The sequence below is a fragment of the Mesorhizobium sp. M9A.F.Ca.ET.002.03.1.2 genome (genome assembly GCF_003952365.1).
Lineage (GTDB): Bacteria > Pseudomonadota > Alphaproteobacteria > Rhizobiales > Rhizobiaceae > Mesorhizobium.
The window spans coordinates 605,580-621,740 of the sequence record NZ_CP034443.1 but is presented as its reverse complement, the minus strand read 5'-3'; the positions used below and the strand labels follow the sequence as shown (position 1 = coordinate 621,740).

At 63.2% G+C, this 16,161-nt stretch carries 17 protein-coding genes; 4 read left to right on the top strand and 13 right to left on the bottom strand.

All coding sequences use genetic code 11. From position 1 onward, the window contains the following. The first annotated feature begins 305 nt into the window (after window positions 1-305). The 3 genes from EJ066_RS03070 (at window position 306) to EJ066_RS03060 (ending at window position 3,727) form a co-directional block, all read left to right on the top strand. On the top strand, window positions 306-1,361 hold the full coding sequence (locus EJ066_RS03070) for a sugar phosphate isomerase/epimerase (protein WP_126034804.1): 1,056 nt from the start codon (window positions 306-308) through the stop codon (window positions 1,359-1,361). A gap of 152 nt (window positions 1,362-1,513) precedes the next feature. Then, window positions 1,514-2,701: a Gfo/Idh/MocA family oxidoreductase gene (locus EJ066_RS03065; protein WP_126034801.1), complete on the top strand. Its 1,188-nt coding sequence runs from the start codon at window positions 1,514-1,516 to the stop codon at window positions 2,699-2,701. A gap of 171 nt (window positions 2,702-2,872) precedes the next feature. Then, window positions 2,873-3,727 (top strand): sugar phosphate isomerase/epimerase, encoded by an 855-nt coding sequence (locus tag EJ066_RS03060; RefSeq protein ID WP_126034799.1) that lies wholly within the window; start codon window positions 2,873-2,875, stop codon window positions 3,725-3,727. Window positions 3,728-3,751: 24 nt separating this feature from the next. On the opposite strand, the gene phnE (EJ066_RS03055) is transcribed toward EJ066_RS03060, so the two are convergent. The 12 genes from phnE (EJ066_RS03055) to phnG form a co-directional block, all read right to left on the bottom strand. Next, window positions 3,752-5,299 carry a phosphonate ABC transporter, permease protein PhnE gene (gene phnE / locus EJ066_RS03055; RefSeq protein WP_126034797.1) on the bottom strand — a complete coding sequence of 516 codons (1,548 nt, stop codon included), beginning with the start codon at window positions 5,297-5,299 and terminating at the stop codon, window positions 3,752-3,754. A gap of 4 nt (window positions 5,300-5,303) precedes the next feature. After that, window positions 5,304-6,278, bottom strand: a complete 975-nt coding sequence (phnE, locus tag EJ066_RS03050) for a phosphonate ABC transporter, permease protein PhnE (protein ID WP_126034795.1) — start codon at window positions 6,276-6,278, stop codon at window positions 5,304-5,306. A 73-nt stretch (window positions 6,279-6,351) separates the two neighbouring features. Next, on the bottom strand, window positions 6,352-7,260 hold the full coding sequence (gene phnD, locus EJ066_RS03045; RefSeq protein ID WP_126034793.1) for a phosphonate ABC transporter substrate-binding protein: 909 nt from the start codon (window positions 7,258-7,260) through the stop codon (window positions 6,352-6,354). A 145-nt stretch (window positions 7,261-7,405) separates the two neighbouring features. After that, entirely contained in the window at window positions 7,406-8,275 is an 870-nt protein-coding gene (phnC, locus tag EJ066_RS03040) for a phosphonate ABC transporter ATP-binding protein (protein ID WP_189644419.1), read from the bottom strand. A 246-nt stretch (window positions 8,276-8,521) separates the two neighbouring features. Then, window positions 8,522-9,139, bottom strand: a complete 618-nt coding sequence (locus EJ066_RS03035) for a DapH/DapD/GlmU-related protein (protein WP_126034791.1) — start codon at window positions 9,137-9,139, stop codon at window positions 8,522-8,524. Next, window positions 9,136-9,843, bottom strand: a complete 708-nt coding sequence (gene phnL / locus EJ066_RS03030) for a phosphonate C-P lyase system protein PhnL (protein ID WP_126034788.1) — start codon at window positions 9,841-9,843, stop codon at window positions 9,136-9,138. The genes EJ066_RS03035 and phnL overlap by 4 nt, the downstream gene beginning before the upstream one ends. A gap of 2 nt (window positions 9,844-9,845) precedes the next feature. Further along, a complete protein-coding gene (phnK, locus tag EJ066_RS03025) occupies window positions 9,846-10,622 on the bottom strand; it encodes a phosphonate C-P lyase system protein PhnK (protein ID WP_126034786.1) in 777 nt (258 codons plus the stop codon). Beyond that, a complete protein-coding gene (locus EJ066_RS03020) occupies window positions 10,619-11,500 on the bottom strand; it encodes an alpha-D-ribose 1-methylphosphonate 5-phosphate C-P-lyase PhnJ (RefSeq protein WP_126034784.1) in 882 nt (293 codons plus the stop codon). Before EJ066_RS03020 ends, phnK begins: the two co-directional genes overlap by 4 nt. A gap of 5 nt (window positions 11,501-11,505) precedes the next feature. Beyond that, window positions 11,506-11,775 (bottom strand): hypothetical protein, encoded by a 270-nt coding sequence (locus EJ066_RS03015; protein ID WP_126034781.1) that lies wholly within the window; start codon window positions 11,773-11,775, stop codon window positions 11,506-11,508. Then, the gene (locus EJ066_RS03010) at window positions 11,772-12,884 is read right to left on the bottom strand and encodes a carbon-phosphorus lyase complex subunit PhnI (RefSeq protein WP_126034779.1); all 1,113 of its coding nucleotides are present in this window, start codon (window positions 12,882-12,884) and stop codon (window positions 11,772-11,774) included. Before EJ066_RS03010 ends, EJ066_RS03015 begins: the two co-directional genes overlap by 4 nt. 1 nt (window position 12,885) lies before the next feature. Further along, window positions 12,886-13,497, bottom strand: coding sequence for a phosphonate C-P lyase system protein PhnH (phnH, locus tag EJ066_RS03005; RefSeq protein WP_126034777.1), 612 nt, complete (start codon window positions 13,495-13,497; stop codon window positions 12,886-12,888). Further along, a complete protein-coding gene (phnG, locus tag EJ066_RS03000) occupies window positions 13,497-13,958 on the bottom strand; it encodes a phosphonate C-P lyase system protein PhnG (protein WP_126034775.1) in 462 nt (153 codons plus the stop codon). Before phnG ends, phnH begins: the two co-directional genes overlap by 1 nt. Before the next feature lie 125 nt (window positions 13,959-14,083). On the opposite strand from phnG, the gene phnF reads away from it, so the two are divergent. After that, entirely contained in the window at window positions 14,084-14,836 is a 753-nt protein-coding gene (phnF, locus tag EJ066_RS02995) for a phosphonate metabolism transcriptional regulator PhnF (RefSeq protein ID WP_126034773.1), read from the top strand. Between the two features lie 283 nt (window positions 14,837-15,119). Here the strand turns inward: phnF and EJ066_RS02990 are convergent, their stop codons facing one another. Next, window positions 15,120-16,136: a zinc-binding alcohol dehydrogenase family protein gene (locus tag EJ066_RS02990; protein ID WP_126034771.1), complete on the bottom strand. Its 1,017-nt coding sequence runs from the start codon at window positions 16,134-16,136 to the stop codon at window positions 15,120-15,122. Window positions 16,137-16,161: the final 25 nt, after the last annotated feature.

Below are 16,161 nucleotides of genomic sequence, written 5' to 3'. Positions count from 1 at the left end.
AGCATTTTTGTAAACTGGTTCGACCAATTGGGCCTGTAAGGAGGTCTACAGCAATTTCATCTGGACGGCAAGAAGCGCTGGAGTGCTGCTCCGATTCCTGTTTACAGCATTGATTATATTGCAATATGCGGGATAACCCGGCATAGTTGCAGGCTTCGGAAGGCAAGTCAGATGACTTGACCAGATTTTGACATTTGGTAATACCAGAATAGCGGTGCGCAATGCACTGTACGAAAAGACCAAAGAGGCTGGCCCTGCTTTCAATCGGCGCTATGCTTGGTCGTGGATGATTAGGGAGGATATCGATGCCATCGACGATGAAGGGTCCCGGACTGTTTCTGGCGCAGTTCGCGGGCGATGCCGCACCGTTCAATTCGCTGCCATCGATCACCAAATGGGCGGCCGGGTTGGGCTACAAGGGCGTGCAGATCCCGACCTGGGACAGCCGGCTGTTCGACCTCGAGAGGGCGGCGTCTTCCCAGGCCTATTGCGACGAGGTGAAGGGCATCTGCACGGACGCCAGCGTCGAGATCACCGAGCTGTCGACGCACCTGCAGGGGCAGTTGGTGGCGGTGCATCCGGCCTATGACGCGCAGTTCGACGGCTTCGCGCCGCCTGCGGTGCACAACAACCCGAAAGCCAGGCAGAAATGGGCGGTCGAGCAGATGCAGTTCGGCGCCAAGGCTTCGAAGAATCTGGGCTTGAAGGCGTCGGTATCCTTCTGCGGAGCGTTGGCCTTTCCCTACCTTTATCCGTGGCCGCAGCGGCCGGCGGGATTGATCGAGGAAGCGTTTTCCGAACTGGGAAAACGCTGGAAGCCGATCCTCGATGTCTATGAGGACAATGGCGTCGATCTTGGTTACGAGATCCATCCGGGCGAGGATGTGTTCGACGGCGCGACCTTCGAGATGTTCCTCGATGCGGTTGGCGGCCACAAGCGCTGCAACATCAATTACGATCCGTCGCATTTCCTGCTGCAGCAGCTCGATTACCTTGAATTCATCGACATCTATCACGAGCGGATCAAGGCGTTCCACGTCAAGGATGCCGAGTTCAACCCGACCGGCCGGCAAGGCGTCTATTCCGGCTACCAGAGCTGGACCAACCGGGCCGGGCGTTTCCGCTCGCTCGGCGATGGACAGGTGGATTTCGGCGGCATCTTCTCCAAGCTTGCCCAGTATGACTACGATTCATGGGCGGTGCTGGAATGGGAGTGCTGCCTGAAGCATCCGGAGGACGGGGCGGCCGAAGGCGCTCCGTTCATCCAGCACCACATTATCAGGGTGACGGAAAAGGCATTCGACGATTTCGCCGGCGGCGCGACAGACAAGAAGGTGCTGCGCGCCATGATGGGAATTTGAAACGGCTTTCCCTCCCCCTTGAGGGGAGGGTGGCCCGAAGGGCCGGGTGGGGTCGGTTCATGCCGAGCGCTGCGCCCGGCGACCCCACCCGATCCGCTGCGCGGATCGACCTCCCCTCAAGGGGGAGGTAAGCAACAACGAGGGAGAAAATCATGGTCGGCGCATCGAAGTCGGAAACGGGAGGCGGCCCGATCCGCTACGGCATGGTCGGCGGCGGGCAAGGCGCCTTCATCGGCGCGGTGCACCGGATCGCGGCGCGCATGGACAATGAGTTCGTGCTGGTCGCAGGTGCCCTGTCGTCGGATCCGGGGCGTGCCAAGGCATCGGCCGCGGAACTCGGGCTCGATCCCACGCGCAGCTACGGCTCCTTCGCCGAGATGGCCAAGGCCGAGGCCAAGCGGCCGGACGGCATCGAGGCGGTGGCCATCGTCACGCCCAACAATGTGCACGTACCGGCGGCGAAGGCCTTTCTCGAGGCCGGCATCCACGTCATTTGCGACAAGCCGCTGGCGACGACGCTGGCGGAAGCGAAGAGACTGGCGGCGCTGGTCGAAAAGACCGGCAAGGTGTTCGTGCTGACGCACAATTACACCGCCTATCCGATGGTGCGGCAGGCGCGCGAGATGGTGGCCAAGGGGCAGCTCGGCGACATCCGCATCGTGCAGTCGGAATATCCGCAGGACTGGCTGACCGAAGACCTCGCCGCCACCGGCCAGAAACAGGCGTCCTGGCGCTCCGACCCCAAGCAGGCCGGTGCCGGCGGTGCTTTGGGCGACATCGGCACGCATGCCTATAATCTGGCGCGTTTCGTCTGCGGGCTCGAGCTCGATTCGCTGTCGGCCGATCTCGATGCCTTCGTGCCGGGGCGGCTGCTCGACGACAATGTCAACGTCCTGATGCGCTTCAAGCCGGTTGGCAAGTCGCACCCAGCCAAGGGCATGTTATGGGCGAGCCAGGTGGCGCCCGGCCACGAGAACGGGCTGAAGCTGCGTATCTACGGCACGAAGGGCGGGCTCGAATGGGTGCAGGCCGACCCGAACTATCTCTGGTACACGCCGTTCGGCCAGCCGAAGCAGTTGATCACTCGAAATGGCGCCGGTGCGCTGCCAGTGGCGGGGCGCGTCAGCCGCGTTCCCTCAGGCCACCCGGAAGGCTATCTCGAAGGCTTCGCCAACATCTACCAGGAGGCGGCCCGCGCCATCCGCGCGGCGCGCCGCAAAGGCGGCAAGCCGGCTAGGGATGTCATCTTCCCAACCATCCAGGACGGTGTCGAAGGCATGGCTTTTATCGAAGCCTGCGTGAAATCGTCGAAGAAGAACGGAGCGTGGACGAAGCTCTGATCGGGGTGCTGATCTTCAGGTGATGCCGGCCTGCAAACGGCAGTTTCCTGCGCTTCCGGTACTCACGTACGAGAAGTACGCTCCGCTCCGGTTCTCGGAAACTACCATTTTCGACTCGGCCTGACCTGAATCTCAACACCCCGGCAGGGCCAATAGGAGGGAGGGGCGTCGATGAAAATCGGCATGTGCATGCTCTTGTGGACAACGGACGTGTCGAAGAAACACGAGCCGTTGCTCAGGGATATCAAGGCGACCGGCTTCGATGGCGTCGAGATACCGATCTTTGCCGGCACGCCGGACGATTACAAAAAGCTCGGCGCGCTGCTTGACCGCATTGGGCTGGAACGCACCGCCGTCTCGGCCATGGGCGATCCGGCGATGAACCTGATCTCGCCGGATGCCGCGACGCGCAAGACCGGCATCGACTACATGAAATGGGCGATCGACTGCTCAGCTGCGCTTGGCGCCAGCGCGCTGAGCGGCCCGCTGCATTCGACGCTCGGCGCCTTCTCCGGCAGCGGGCCGACAGCGGCGGAGAAAAAGCGCTCCGTTGCCTCGCAACGCGCCGTCGGCGACCATGCCGGCAAGAAAAGCGTCACCATCGGGCTGGAGGCGCTCAACCGCTTCGAATGCTATCTGCTCAACACGATGGACGATCTGTCGGAGCATATCGACGCGATCGACCGGCCGCACATCAAGGCGATGTATGACACCTTCCATGCCAACATCGAGGAGCCCGACCCGATCGGCGCCTATACGCGCAATGCGGGGAATGTCGTCCACATCCATATTTCGGAAAACGATCGCGGCGTGCCTGGGCGCGGCCACGTCCCGTGGCAAGAGACGTTTTCGGCTATCCGTAAGAGCGGCTATGACGACTGGCTGACGATCGAGGCCTTCGGCCGCTCGCTGAAGGATTTGGCGGCGGCCACCAAGGTCTGGCGCGACTTTTCGGAAAGCCCGGAAGCCGTCTATCGCGACGGCTACAAGCACATCGAGAACGGCTGGAAGAAGGCAGGTGCCTAGAGCATTTGCACCAAGCCCTCGCTGTCAGGCGATCTGAGCCGCCGGCGGCAGGCGCGCGCGCCGCTCGTCATTGCCGTTTGCAATGGTCCCCATCAGTTTGCGGCGCAGATAGCTGGAGATGTTGTCGAAGATAAAAACCACAAGCAGGATCAGCAGGACCATGTAGAAAACATTGGCCCAGTTGGTGTTGGTGCGCATGGCCTCCCACAATTTCAGGCCGATGCCGCCGGCGCCGACCGCGCCTATGATCGTCGCCGACCGTGTGTTCGATTCCCAGAAATACAGGGATTGGCTAAGGAATACCGGTAGAACCTGGGGCAGCACGCCGTATCGCTGCACCATTGCCGGCGTGGCGCCAACCGAGCGGATGCCCTCGCGCTGCTTGTCGTCGATGTTTTCCAGCGCCTCGGAATAGAGTTTGCCCAGGGTCCCGGTGTCGGTGAAGAAGATCGCCGACATGCCGGCCAGCGGCCCCGGGCCGAAGCCGCGCGTGAAGAACAGCGCCCAGATCAGCATGTCGACAGACCGCTGGAAATCGAAGAAGCGCTTTGTTACCTGGTTGGCTATCCGGCTCGGCGTGACGTTGCGCGCAGCCAGGAAGGCGAGCGGAAAGGCGACGATCGAGGCCAGCACCGTGCCGACAAAGGCCATGACGATGGTTTGCAGGAGTTTCAGCCAGACGTCGCCGTGCTGCCACTCGGCGTTGTTGAGGATGTTGCCCCAGGCGAGCGCCGCGTTCGACCGCGACGGGTCGAGGCGTGCCCCGGAAACGATCAGCGAGGCGACCTCGCCGAACGACTTTCCCCAGAATGGCGAATTCGTGTCGAACACGAAATTGGCCCAGCCGAAGAAACGTCTCCAGGCGACCACTTCGTCATCTTGCACCTCGGCGCGACCGAGAAATCCGAACGAGACATAGGCGGTCGAGCCCGGCCTGCGTTGCTCGATCCAGTTTGGCAGCGGTGTGCGCGGCGTGACAGAACTGTCCTTGGCTATGTCGAAGATGACGCTTTCGCTGCCGCGTGTCACGGTGACAAGGTTTGGCGTGATGGCGATCCGGCCATTGCCAAAGACGACGTCCGCCGCCACGACGGCCTTTTCACGCACCGTTTCAGGCGCGGCCGGAACCGATTGCCCTGGCGCGGCGGCCGGGTTCTCGGCGGTTGGCGCGCCAGGCGCCATGAACGAGTCCTGCGACGACTTGTTGGTCGCGATCGCCGGTGCTGGTGCTGCGTCGACCCGCCGCTCGATCACGGCCATCTGCTTGGTCACCCAGTCGGGATCTGGATTGGATCCCAGTTTGGAGAAGCGGGAGTAGTCAATCGTCAGATAATTGTCCTTGAACTCGATGTCGGGCCGGATTTCGTAGGACACCCAGTCGGCGAGATAAGCGCCGGCAAGGTTCCAGTTCGCCTTTTCGAGAACGGCGCCGACCGAGAAAAACCAGGCGCAGTAAAAGGTGTAGAGAATGCACAGAAGAACACCGAGCGGGGTGGCGTAGCGCTTCCACAGGGAGCGTCGGAACGCGTCCGGATGGCGGGTGGCGATATCGTCGATAGCGTCGGCGTTCATTGCGTTATTCTCCGCGCCCGTATGCGAACGCCTGTCTGCCGACCAGACGGTGTCTCAGCCACGCCGAAAACTGGTCGACGGCGACAATCGTGCAGAACAGCAGGAAGACGATGGCAATGGTCTTGGCCTCATGGCCCCGGCCGATCGAAAGGCGCAGGGTTTCGCCGATGCCGCCGGCGCCGACGGCACCGAGAATGGTCGAAGCGCGCACATTGATCTCGAAGCGAAGCAGGAAATAGCTGATGAAGTTGGGCAAAACCTGGGGCACGATGCCGAACCACACCCGCTCGACCCAGTTGGCGCCGACGGCGCGCAAACCCTCTTCAGGCTTCATGTCGGCATTCTCGACCACTTCGAAGAACATTTTTCCGAGCGCGCCGACGGTGTGGATGCTGACCGCGAGGATCGCCGGAATGGGTCCAAGCGAGAAGATCGCCAGAAAGAAGCCGGCAATGACAATTTCGGGAAAGGCGCGGACGATTTCAAGGAAGCGGCGCGTGGCGAAACGGAGCCAGCGGTTGGCCGTGATGTTGCCTGCCGCCAAGAAGCAGAGCAGGAAACCGAATGTGGAGCCCACGAGCGTCGAAAACAGGGCGATGTTCAGCGTCTCGATCATCCGGTGGAAATACTCCGGAATGTAGATGCTTTGGGTCAGGTAGACCCGGCCTTCAGGGTAGTCGAACTTGAGGCTGCCATCGTCGTAGGGCGACGGCAGGTCGAACAGCGCGCGCACCGGGTCGAACCAATCGCGTGGCTTCAACTCGGTGAAAAAGTCGGCGATGTAGGGTAGACGGTCGAAGAACTTTCCGGCGTTGGTTTCATTTGCGAACCAGAGCGAGCCGGAAAGCGCAAGAAGCAGGAAAACCAGGCCTCCGATCGTGTAAAGGCGCCGGCGGGCGGCGAGGTCGCGCCAGTGCCGCTCGACCGTGGCCCCCTCCGGTGAAAACGCAGGCGCGCGGTAAACGTCGGTCGCACTCATCGATAGATCCCCGGCCCATGATGCGGCAACGCCGCCGGCGGCACATGGCCCCGGCGGCGTTGTGGCAGTCTACTTACGAGCCGATCTTCGCTTTACGGGCGTCGATGATCGCCTGATAAAACTCCGGGGTGACTGGCGAATAGGCTTTGAAGTCGCCGCCTTGTATCGCCGAGAAACACGCCGGATCGGTTTCCGGAAGCTTGGTCAGGAAATCGGTGATCTTCTGCTTGGCGTCGGCGTCGATCGACGCACGCAAGACCAGCGGACCGTTTGGGATCAGCGGCGACTGCCACAGTTCGACGAGGTCGTCCATTTTGAGGACGCCCTTGTCGACCATCTTGCGCAGATTGCCCGAGCTGTAGCCGTCCTTGAAATCGCCGACGCCGGAGGCCCAGGTGGCGCCGGCATCGAACGTGCCCTTCAGGACTTCAAGGACAAGCTGCTCATGGCCGCCGCCGAAGCCGGTCGACGCGAAGTAGTCCTTCACATCCATGCCGATGTCCTTGGGCAGCGACGTGACCGGGATCAGGTAACCAGACGTCGAATCGGGATCGGCGAAACCGAGTTTCTTGCCCTTCATGTCGGCGAGCGTCTTGATGCCGGAATCAGCACGGGCGACCATGACCGAATGGTAGCCGGTGGAACCGTCGGTCTGGACCGTCGTCAGGATCGGCTCAACCGCGTCCTTGTTCTCGAGATAAACCTTGGCGTAGGCGGAAGCGCCAAGTTCGGCATAGTCAAGCGTGCCGCCGAGCAGGCCCTGGATGACGCCGTCGTAATCGGCGGCCGGGAACAGCGAAACTTTCTCGACGCCGAGGACGTCCTTGATGTGGTCGGCGAAGCACTGGTAGTTGCGCAGACGGTCGGCTTCGTTCTCGCCGCCCAAAATGCCGACGCGGAACTCCTTCAGGTCCTGTGCCTGGACCGCGCCGATCGCCATGGCTATGATGGAAACGGCACCGAAAAGTATCTTTCTAAACATTCGCGTCTCTCCTGTTGGTTCCGGCATCGCGCCGGCAGCGTTCGAATTTTGACAGCGTCCTTGACGCGGGCTGGCGATCCAGGCGCTCTTTTTGTCTGTCCATGATCTCCACCGTATACCGGTATCCACTTGTCGGGATCATGGACTAGTAGCCAGGAAATGCGGGCTCGAGCGGTCCGGCGGATGCAGTGATTTTTTGCTTGATGGTGACGCTGGTCGAGGTGATGGCCTCGGAGATTTCGCCGCCATTGCTGTCGGCACCGTAGACCATGCGCACGGCCTCGCGGTTGAGGTCTTCGGGCGGGCCGTCGAACACGACCTTGCCGGCGGCCATGCCGATGATGCGGTTGCAATAGGTGCGCGCGGTATCCAGCGTGTGCAGATTGGTGACGACGGTGAGGCCCTCGCGCAGATTGATGTCCTGCAGGGAATCCATCACCACCTTGGCGTTGAGCGGGTCGAGCGAAGCGATCGGCTCGTCGGCAAGGATGACTTTCGGTTTCTGCATCATGGCGCGGGCAATCGCGACGCGCTGCTGCTGGCCGCCCGACAAGGTGCCGGCCGGCTGCAGCGCCGTGCGGGCGATGTCGAGACGCTCGAGCGCCGCGATCGCCTCGGCCCGCTCCTCACGGGAGAAGACGCCGAGCAGATTGACAAGGGTCGAGCGGTGATTGAGCCGGCCGAGCAGCACGTTGGTCAGGACGTCGAGGCGCGGCACCAGGTTGAACTGCTGAAAGATCATGGCGCAGTCGCGCTGCCAGCGCCGGAGCGGCGAGCCGCGCAACCGCGAGACTTCAGCCCCGTCAAAAAAAATCGACCCCTGGCTCGGATCGATGAGACGGTTGATCATGCGCAAAAGCGTCGACTTGCCGGCGCCGGACCGACCGATGATGCCGACCATCTGACCGTGCGGGATCGAGATATCGACATTGCTGACGGCGGCATTCTTGCCAAACCGGCGGGTAATGCCGCGGATATCAAGCGTGGCTGAGGTTGCCGGCAGGGGGGCTGACATAGGCAAATTCCAGTCCAGTCGCGCTTGAAGGTCTGTTAACCTTCGCTAGCGCAGCCACGTGAACCTGCGGTGTCGGATTGATGTCAGTTTTGTTACCGCCCACAGGCCAGGGTGGTGAATAGTGAATGGTGAATAGTGAATGGTGAATGGTGAATGGTGAATGGTGAATGGTGACAAGAAAGGCTTCACTGAGCCTCGAACACTATCGTTAGCCATTCACTATTGACCATTCACCATTCACCGTCTTCAGCCGCCGTATTTTTCCAGAAACGCTTCCGCCGAAAGCGCGCGAAAATCATCGAGCGCGGCGCGCAGGCGGGCATGGTCCCAATCCCACCAGGCGAGTGCCTGGTAGCGCTCGGCCGTGCGGCGGTCGAAGCGTTCGCGGATCGGCTTGGCCGGCACGCCGCCGACGATGGTGTAGGGCGCGACGTCCTTCGACACCACCGCGCCGGCGCCGACCGCCGCGCCATCGCCGACGGTGACGCCGGGCAGGATGGTCGAGCCGTGGCCAAGCCAGGTGTCGTGGCCGATGGTGACGCGCCTGGCGCGGCGCTGGGCGAAGAATTCGCTCTCGTGCTCGGCGTCGTCCCAATAGTCCGAAGCGCGATAGGTGAAATGGTGCAGTGTCGGCCGCCAGGTCGGGTGGTTGGTGGCATTGATGCGCACATTGGCGGCGATGTTGGCGAACTTGCCGATCGTCGCGCACCAAACACCGCAGTCCTGCATCATGTAGGAGTAGTCGCCCAACGTGCTTTCCGAAACCCGGCAGCGGTCGGCGATCTCGGTCCAGCGGCCAAGCGTCGAGCCCTCGACTTCCGCCGTCTCGTGGACCAGCGGCGCCTCCGACAGGTTTCTGGTCATGCGGCGATTTTCCCGGCGGCGAAGGCGGTCACGTCGATGGTGCGGTCGGCCACCGCCTCGCGCACGTCGTGGTCGTGGAAGATGCCGAGCAGGGCGACGCCCGCCGCCTTCTTGGCCGCGATCAGCGCAATCACCACGTCGCGGTTCCTGGCATCGAGCGAAGCGGTCGGCTCGTCGAGCAGCAGGATCGGATGCTCGGTGATGAAGCCGCGCGCGATGTTTACGCGCTGCTGCTCGCCGCCGGAAAACGTCGCCGGCGGCAGCGCCCAGAGCTTTTCCGGCAGGTTGAGCTGAGCCAGCAAGGCGCGTGCCTTGCCGCGCGCAACCTCACGGTCCTCGCCGCGTTCGACCAGCGGTTCGGCGACGACATCAAGGGCGGAGACACGCGGCACGGTGCGCAGGAACTGGCTGACATAGCCGATCGTGAGCCGGCGCACGGCAAGCACTTTGCGTGGGCTGGCCGTCGCGAGGTCGATGAGCCCGTCCTCATGCTGGACGATGATCTGGCCTTCATCGACGGCATAATTGCCGTAGAGCATCTTCAGGATCGAGCTCTTGCCGGCGCCGGACGGGCCGCCGAGCACGGTGCATTCGCCGGCCCTTAGCGAGAACGACACGCCGGCGACAACAGGCAATTTAATGCCGTCGCGCAGATGCATGGTGAAGCTCTTGGCGACGTCGGAGACCACGAGAGGGGTTGCCATGGTCACACCTGCAATATCGAGGAAACAAGAAGCTGGGTGTAAGGCGCGCGCGGATCGTCGAGCACGCGATCGGTGAGGCCGCTTTCGACGACGTGGCCGTCCTTCATCACCATCATGCGCTGCGACAGCAGACGCGCCACCGCCAAGTCGTGGGTGACGACGATCGCCGCAAGGCCGAGATCGGTGACCAGCCCGCGCAGCAAATCGAGCAGGCGCGCCTGCACCGAGACATCGAGGCCGCCGGTCGGCTCGTCCATGAAGACCAGCCGCGGCCCGGTAACGAGGTTGCGGGCGATCTGCAGGCGCTGGCGCATGCCGCCGGAAAAGGCGCGCGGTTCGTCGTCGATGCGATCCTCGTCGATCTCGACACGCGACAGCCAATCGACCGCCGTGGCCCGGATTTTCCCATAGTGGCGGTCGCCGACCGCCATCAGCCGTTCGCCGACATTGGCACCGGCCGACACCGTCATGCGCAGGCCGTCGGCAGGGTTCTGGTGGACAAAGCCCCAGTCGGTGCGCATCAGGAAGCGGCGCTCGGCCTCGCTCATGCGGTAGAGCTCGCGGAGCTGGCCGTCGCGCATGCGATAGCTGGCGCTGCCGGAGCTCGGCAGCAGCCGGGTCGACAGGCAGTTGAGCAGCGTCGTCTTGCCGGAACCGGACTCACCGACCACCGCCAGAACCTCACCGGGCCACAGGTCGAAGGTGACGTTCTCGCAGCCAACGCGCGAGCCGTAGAACTTGGAGAGCGCGCTGACGCGCAGCAGTGGTTCGTCGGTCATTGCGCTGGCTCCATCGTCTCAGGTGCGAGATGACCGCGATGGCCTTCTTGGCGCCGCTTCTCGCAATGATCGGTGTCGGAGCAGACGAACATGTGGCCGCCATGATCGTCGAGGATGACCTCGTCGAGATAGACGTTCTCGGCCGCGCACAGGGCGCAGGGCTGGTCGAAGGTCTGCACCTCGAACGGATGGTCCTCGAAGTCGAGGCTGACCACCTCGGTGAAGGGCGGCACCGCGTAGATACGCTTCTCGCGGCCGGCGCCGAACAGTTGCAAAGCCGGCGAATTGTGCATCTTCGGATTGTCGAATTTCGGCGTCGGCGAAGGGTCCATCACATAGCGGCCCTCGACCTTTACCGGGTAGGCGTAGGTGGTGGCGATGCGGCCGTACTTGGCAATGTCCTCGTAAAGCTTCACATGCATGAGGCCGTATTCCTCCAGCGCGTGCATCTTGCGCGTCTCGGTCTCGCGCGGCTCGAGGAAGCGCAGCGGCTCGGGGATCGGCACCTGATAGACCAGCACCTGGCCCGATGTCAGCGGATGCTCGGGGATGCGATGGCGGGTCTGGATGATGGTCGCCTTCGCCGTCTCTGTGGTTACGGCTACATTGGCGACCTTCTTGAAAAAAGCGCGGATCGAAACGGCATTGGTGGTGTCGTCGGCGCCCTGGTCGATGACCTTCAGCACGTCGTCCGGGCCGATGATCGAAGCGGTCACCTGGACGCCGCCGGTCCCCCAGCCATAGGGCATCGGCATTTCGCGCGAGGCGAACGGCACCTGATAGCCGGGAATGGCGATGCCCTTGAGGATAGCCCGGCGGATCATCCGCTTGGTCTGCTCGTCGAGATAGGCGAAGTTGTAGGTGGCGATGTCGGTCATGGTGATCACATCCGTGCTGTGCTATTGGACCGGTTTCCAAGATGCGGGAACCGGGCCAAACTCAAATGACCCCTGCCGGATGGTTGCACGTTGGCATCCTGACGCTTGTATTCGTCGGCACTGTCATCTTTTTCCTTCGCCCTAAGAGGTTGTCCGGACCAAGAGACGGTTCGGGGAATGACTTCTTTTCCAACGGACAGGATGGCAGCAGCACCGGCTATGATGGGCATAGCAGCCATTCCAACGGTCAAGGTGATGGAGACGGCTGAAATCATTCGGCTGCCTCCCTTTTCTCCTCGGCCTTGCCGGCGTTTTCGCGGGCGTCGTGCTCGGCGCGCATGCGGCGCACCAGGTCGAGCTCGGCCTGGAAGTCTACATAATGCGGCAGCTTCAAATGCTCGACGAAGCCGGTCGCCTGGACATTGTCGGAATGCGAGATGACGAACTCCTCGTCCTGCGCGGCGGCGACGACATCCTCACCGAATTCCGAGGCGCGCAGCGCCCGGTCGCACAGCGCCATGGCCATCGCCTTGCGCTCGCTCTGGCCGAAGACGAGGCCGTAGCCGCGGGTGAATTGCGGCGGCGCCTTGGCCGAGCCCTTGAACTGGTTGACCATCTGGCACTCGGTGACGCGCACGCTGCCGAGCGGCACGGCAAACGGCAGTTCCGGCACGTCCAGTTCCAGCTCGACCTCGCCGATGCGGACCTCGCCGACGAAGGGATGGTTGCGGGCGTAGCCGCGCTGGGTGGAGTAGCCGAGCGCCAGCAAAAAGCCCTCGTCGCCGCGCGACAGCGCCTGCAGGCGGATATCGCGCGCCATCGGGAATTCCAGCGGCTCGCGGGTGATGTCGCCGGGAACATGGTCCCCGGGCATGTCGCCGTCCGGCTCGATCAGGCCTTCGCGGGCAAGGATCGCCGAGACGCGCGGCATGGCCTCCGCCTCGCTTGCACGCTGCAGCGGCTCGGCGACATCGCCGCCCGCGGCAAGCTCGGGATCGAGCAGCCGGTGGGTGTAGTCGAAAGTGGGGCCGAGCAACTGGCCGCCGGGCAGATCCTTGTAGGTTGCCGACACGCGCCGCTCGACCAGCATCGCGCCGGTGTCGATCGCCCTGGTGTAGCCGAAGCGTGGCAGCGTCGTGCGATAGGCGCGGATCAGGAAGATCGCCTCGATCATATCGCCGCGTGCCTGGACGATGGCGAGCGCCGCCAATTCACGGTCGTAGAGCGAACCTTCGCTCATCACCCGGTCGACGCCGAGCGCCAGTTGCTCGACGATCTGGTCGAGGCGAAGCGCCGGCACCGAGCGGTCGCCGCGCCGGCGGTCGGCGAGCAGGGCATGGGCGTTGGCAATGGCCGCTTCGCCGCCTTTAACTGCGACATACATATCACGCCTCCATCGTCTTGATGCACGTCGTGCGCGGCAGGCAAGTAACGCCGTCGGGGGTGGCGAGGACGATGTCGACGCCACGCGGAAAGCGCTGGTTGTTCTGCTTCCACTGTTCGACGAAATGGCGCGGCATCTGCGCCGGCGCTATGGTTGCACTCGTTTCGATGCCGGGACCTTCGAGCAGCAGAGGGGCACCTGAAACAAGATCGCCGATTTGCAGGATCAGCGTCGTGGAGCGGTCGGGATAGTCCTGGGTGCCTTGTGAAAAGCCGTCGAGCGCCATCATTTCGGCAGGTGCTGCGATCAGCGCGAAATGCGCGTCGGCCGGCGTATTGGCGAGTGGCGCGCCGGTGTGGAAGCCAAGCCAGGATTTCACCGCTGCTGGAGCCTGCAAAACGGGGTCGAGCCAGAGCGGCGTGTCGTTGTCGCACAGCGCCAGCGCGATGGCGCCTACGGTTGCCGACAGCGGCGCCGGCGGGCGGGCGAAGACCGGCAGGGGCTGCAGGGCGCCTGGCCGCGCCATCGCGTCCATCACGGCGCGGAACACCGTCTGCGCGTCGAACACCGGATCGGCAAAGCCGCCCTCGATCGCTTGCGTTGCGATATCCATCAGTCTTCTCCGCGTACCATGGTGAAGAAATCGACCTTCGTTGCCGCCGTCTCGGCGCGCCGCCGTTCACGTGCGCTGGCTTGTGCCGTCTGAAGGGGCGCGATGAGTTTGGTCTCGACCTCGTTACGATGGTTGGGGTCCTGCCAGAGCGCGTCGGCGATCGCCGCCAGCTTCGCCTTTTGCTTGTCGCGGCCGAGGGCGTAGCAGTGGCCGACCTGCCCAGATGCAAGCCGGACGGTGGCGCGGGTGACCGTCGCCTCGCCGACATTGAAGGGCGCGCCGCCGCCGCCGATGCGGCCACGCACGGTGACCAGGCCGGTTTCTGGCCCGCGTAGGAGTTCCGCTTCCGAAGGCAGGCCGGCTTCGTTCCAGAGGCGCACGATATCGTCGCCGGTCGATTGCGCCAGCGTCGCCATGACGGCCTTGCGCTCAGCCTGATCGCGCGCTTCCTGTCCTCGCATGGCCGCCTTTCCTTTTTGCTGCAAATTTGTCTATTGATTTAGACAATTATACAAATTATGCCTATTCCCTAATGCCTGTCCATGACGGATGGATGACAGGGGCGAAAAGTCCCCGGGGGCAACGTATGATCGGGCAGCAGATTGCCAGCAGCTTGGAGCGGCGCAGCGGCGTCTCGCTGTGGCGGCAGATCGCCGACCAGATTCTGCATTCGATCGCGATCGGCGATTTCGCCGAGAATGCGGCGCTTCCGCCGGAAATCGCATTGGCCGAACGCTATGGCGTCAACCGCCATACGGTGCGCAGCGCCATCGCAGCACTTGTGCAGGATGGCGTGCTCAGGGCCGAACAGGGGCGCGGCACCTTCGTGCTGTCGCGTAAGCGGCTTTCCTATCCGATCGGCACGCGCACGCGCTTTTCGACCGGTCTGCAAGGACAGGCATCCGAGCGTCGCAGCGTGTTGCTCGAAGCCACGGTCGAGCCAGCCAGCCGTCGCGTCGCCGATGCCTTGAAGCTTGCCATAGGGGCCGATGTGATACGTCTGGAGGCGCGCGGTGAAGCCGACGGACAGCTGGTGTCACGCGCCACGAGCTGGTTTGACGCCAGGCGTTTTTCCGGCATCGAGGCTGCCATGGCCGAAACGGGGTCGATCACCGCCTCTCTCGAGCGCTTCGGCGTCAGCGATTATCTCAGGCAGTCGACGGTGTTGTCGGCGCGCCATGCCGATGCCGCCGATCTCGCCGATCTCGATCTGCAGCCCGGCGCCATCGTGCTGGTCACGGTCGCCGTCAATGTCACGCCGGACGGCCAGCCGATCCAATTCGCCGAAACGCGGTTCCCGGCTGAGCGGGTCGAACTCAAATTGTCGGCGAGCGATTAGCTTTTAACGTCGTCATCCTTGGGCGAAGCAGGAGCGAAGCGACGTCGCGGAGACCCTAGGATCCATGCCGTAACATTGGTCGAGGGGTGAAGCGAAGCAGAATTCTGCACCGTCGCGATACTTCAAGGTCACGGCATGGATACCATGTCTGCGCCGCGTCGCTTCGCTCCTTGCTTCGTCATAGGATGACGAAGCGATGGATGTTTCGGCTAATCGCCAAAGCATGCGATCTGCCAAAGTTCGCACTTATCGACCGCCGAATTTTCGTGTCAGAATCGGCGTCTCACCCAACCTGGATGACGGCCTTGATCAAGCCGGATTTCTCATGCGCCCAGCGGGCGAGGTCGCGCGGTGTGTCGCCAAGCGTCGTGCGATGGGTGACGAGCTTTGCCAGCGGCACCACACCATCGCGGATCGAGACAGCGACATGGTCGAAATCGGCGCGCAGGGCGTTGCGGCTGCCGACAAGCGTCATCTCGCGCTTGTGGAATTCGGGATCGGAAAAGACGATGTCGTCCTTGACGACACTGACCAGGACGAGCGTCCCGCCATGCGCGACATGGGCGAAGGCCGACTGGACGGACTGGGTGTTGCCGGTCGCGTCGAAGACCACGTCGAAGCCTTCGTCGCCGGTCGCGTCCCGCACCAGATCGGTTGCCGATCCCTCCGAACCGTCGAGAGTCGCGAAGCCGAGTTCGCTTGCGGCGAAGCCCAGCCTCTCGGCACTCATGTCGAGCAGCGTCACATCGAGCCTGGCTATGCGGGCAAACAGCGCTGTACCAAGCCCGATCGGCCCGGCGCCGATGACCAGCGTGCGCGCGCCGGGATCAGCCCGCGAGCGCCGCACGGCATGCGCTCCGATCGCCAGGAATTCGACGGCGGCGGCATCGGCCAGCGACAGGCCGTTGGCAGAATAGAGATTCTGCGCCGGCACCAGGATCCGTTCGCACATGGCGCCGTCGCGGTAGACGCCGAGCACCTCGATCTTGACGCAACAATTCGGCTTGCCATGACGGCAGGCGATGCATTTGCCGCAGGCGAGATAGGGGTTGATGATCACCGGTTCGCCGATTGCGAGATCGACGCCGTCTCCAACCTCGATCACGGTGCCGGAAACCTCGTGGCCCATGATGCGGGGATAGGCGAGGAACGGATGCTTGCCCTCGAAGATGTGATAGTCGGTGCCGCAGATGCCGACATGGCTGACCGCGACCAGCGCCCAGCCGGAGGGTGGTGGGCCTGGCGCCGGGCGCTCTTCCAGAACAAGATCACCGGGCGAACGGCAGACGACGGCTTTCATGCTTCGATCCAGTCGGTTCCCCGCC

Excerpts from the sequence above, each read along its gene's own strand:
- phnK (WP_126034786.1), bottom strand. The coding sequence starts at position 10,622 with ATGACCGACGAACCACTGCTGCGCGTCAGCGCGCTCTCCAAGTTCTAC.
- phnE (WP_126034795.1), bottom strand. The coding sequence starts at position 6,278 with ATGAGTGCGACCGACGTTTACCGCGCGCCTGCGTTTTCACCGGAGGGG.
- EJ066_RS03015 (WP_126034781.1), bottom strand. The coding sequence starts at position 11,775 with ATGATTTCAGCCGTCTCCATCACCTTGACCGTTGGAATGGCTGCTATG.
- EJ066_RS03060 (WP_126034799.1), top strand. The coding sequence starts at position 2,873 with ATGAAAATCGGCATGTGCATGCTCTTGTGGACAACGGACGTGTCGAAG.
- phnE (WP_126034797.1), bottom strand. The coding sequence starts at position 5,299 with ATGAACGCCGACGCTATCGACGATATCGCCACCCGCCATCCGGACGCG.
- phnH (WP_126034777.1), bottom strand. The coding sequence starts at position 13,497 with ATGGATATCGCAACGCAAGCGATCGAGGGCGGCTTTGCCGATCCGGTG.
- EJ066_RS03070 (WP_126034804.1), top strand. The coding sequence starts at position 306 with ATGCCATCGACGATGAAGGGTCCCGGACTGTTTCTGGCGCAGTTCGCG.
- phnD (WP_126034793.1), bottom strand. The coding sequence starts at position 7,260 with ATGTTTAGAAAGATACTTTTCGGTGCCGTTTCCATCATAGCCATGGCG.
- EJ066_RS03065 (WP_126034801.1), top strand. The coding sequence starts at position 1,514 with ATGGTCGGCGCATCGAAGTCGGAAACGGGAGGCGGCCCGATCCGCTAC.
- EJ066_RS03035 (WP_126034791.1), bottom strand. The coding sequence starts at position 9,139 with ATGACCAGAAACCTGTCGGAGGCGCCGCTGGTCCACGAGACGGCGGAA.
- phnF (WP_126034773.1), top strand. The coding sequence starts at position 14,084 with ATGATCGGGCAGCAGATTGCCAGCAGCTTGGAGCGGCGCAGCGGCGTC.
- EJ066_RS02990 (WP_126034771.1), bottom strand. The coding sequence starts at position 16,136 with ATGAAAGCCGTCGTCTGCCGTTCGCCCGGTGATCTTGTTCTGGAAGAG.
- phnL (WP_126034788.1), bottom strand. The coding sequence starts at position 9,843 with ATGGCAACCCCTCTCGTGGTCTCCGACGTCGCCAAGAGCTTCACCATG.
- phnC (WP_189644419.1), bottom strand. The coding sequence starts at position 8,275 with ATGTCAGCCCCCCTGCCGGCAACCTCAGCCACGCTTGATATCCGCGGC.
- EJ066_RS03020 (WP_126034784.1), bottom strand. The coding sequence starts at position 11,500 with ATGACCGACATCGCCACCTACAACTTCGCCTATCTCGACGAGCAGACC.
- EJ066_RS03010 (WP_126034779.1), bottom strand. The coding sequence starts at position 12,884 with ATGTATGTCGCAGTTAAAGGCGGCGAAGCGGCCATTGCCAACGCCCAT.
- phnG (WP_126034775.1), bottom strand. The coding sequence starts at position 13,958 with ATGCGAGGACAGGAAGCGCGCGATCAGGCTGAGCGCAAGGCCGTCATG.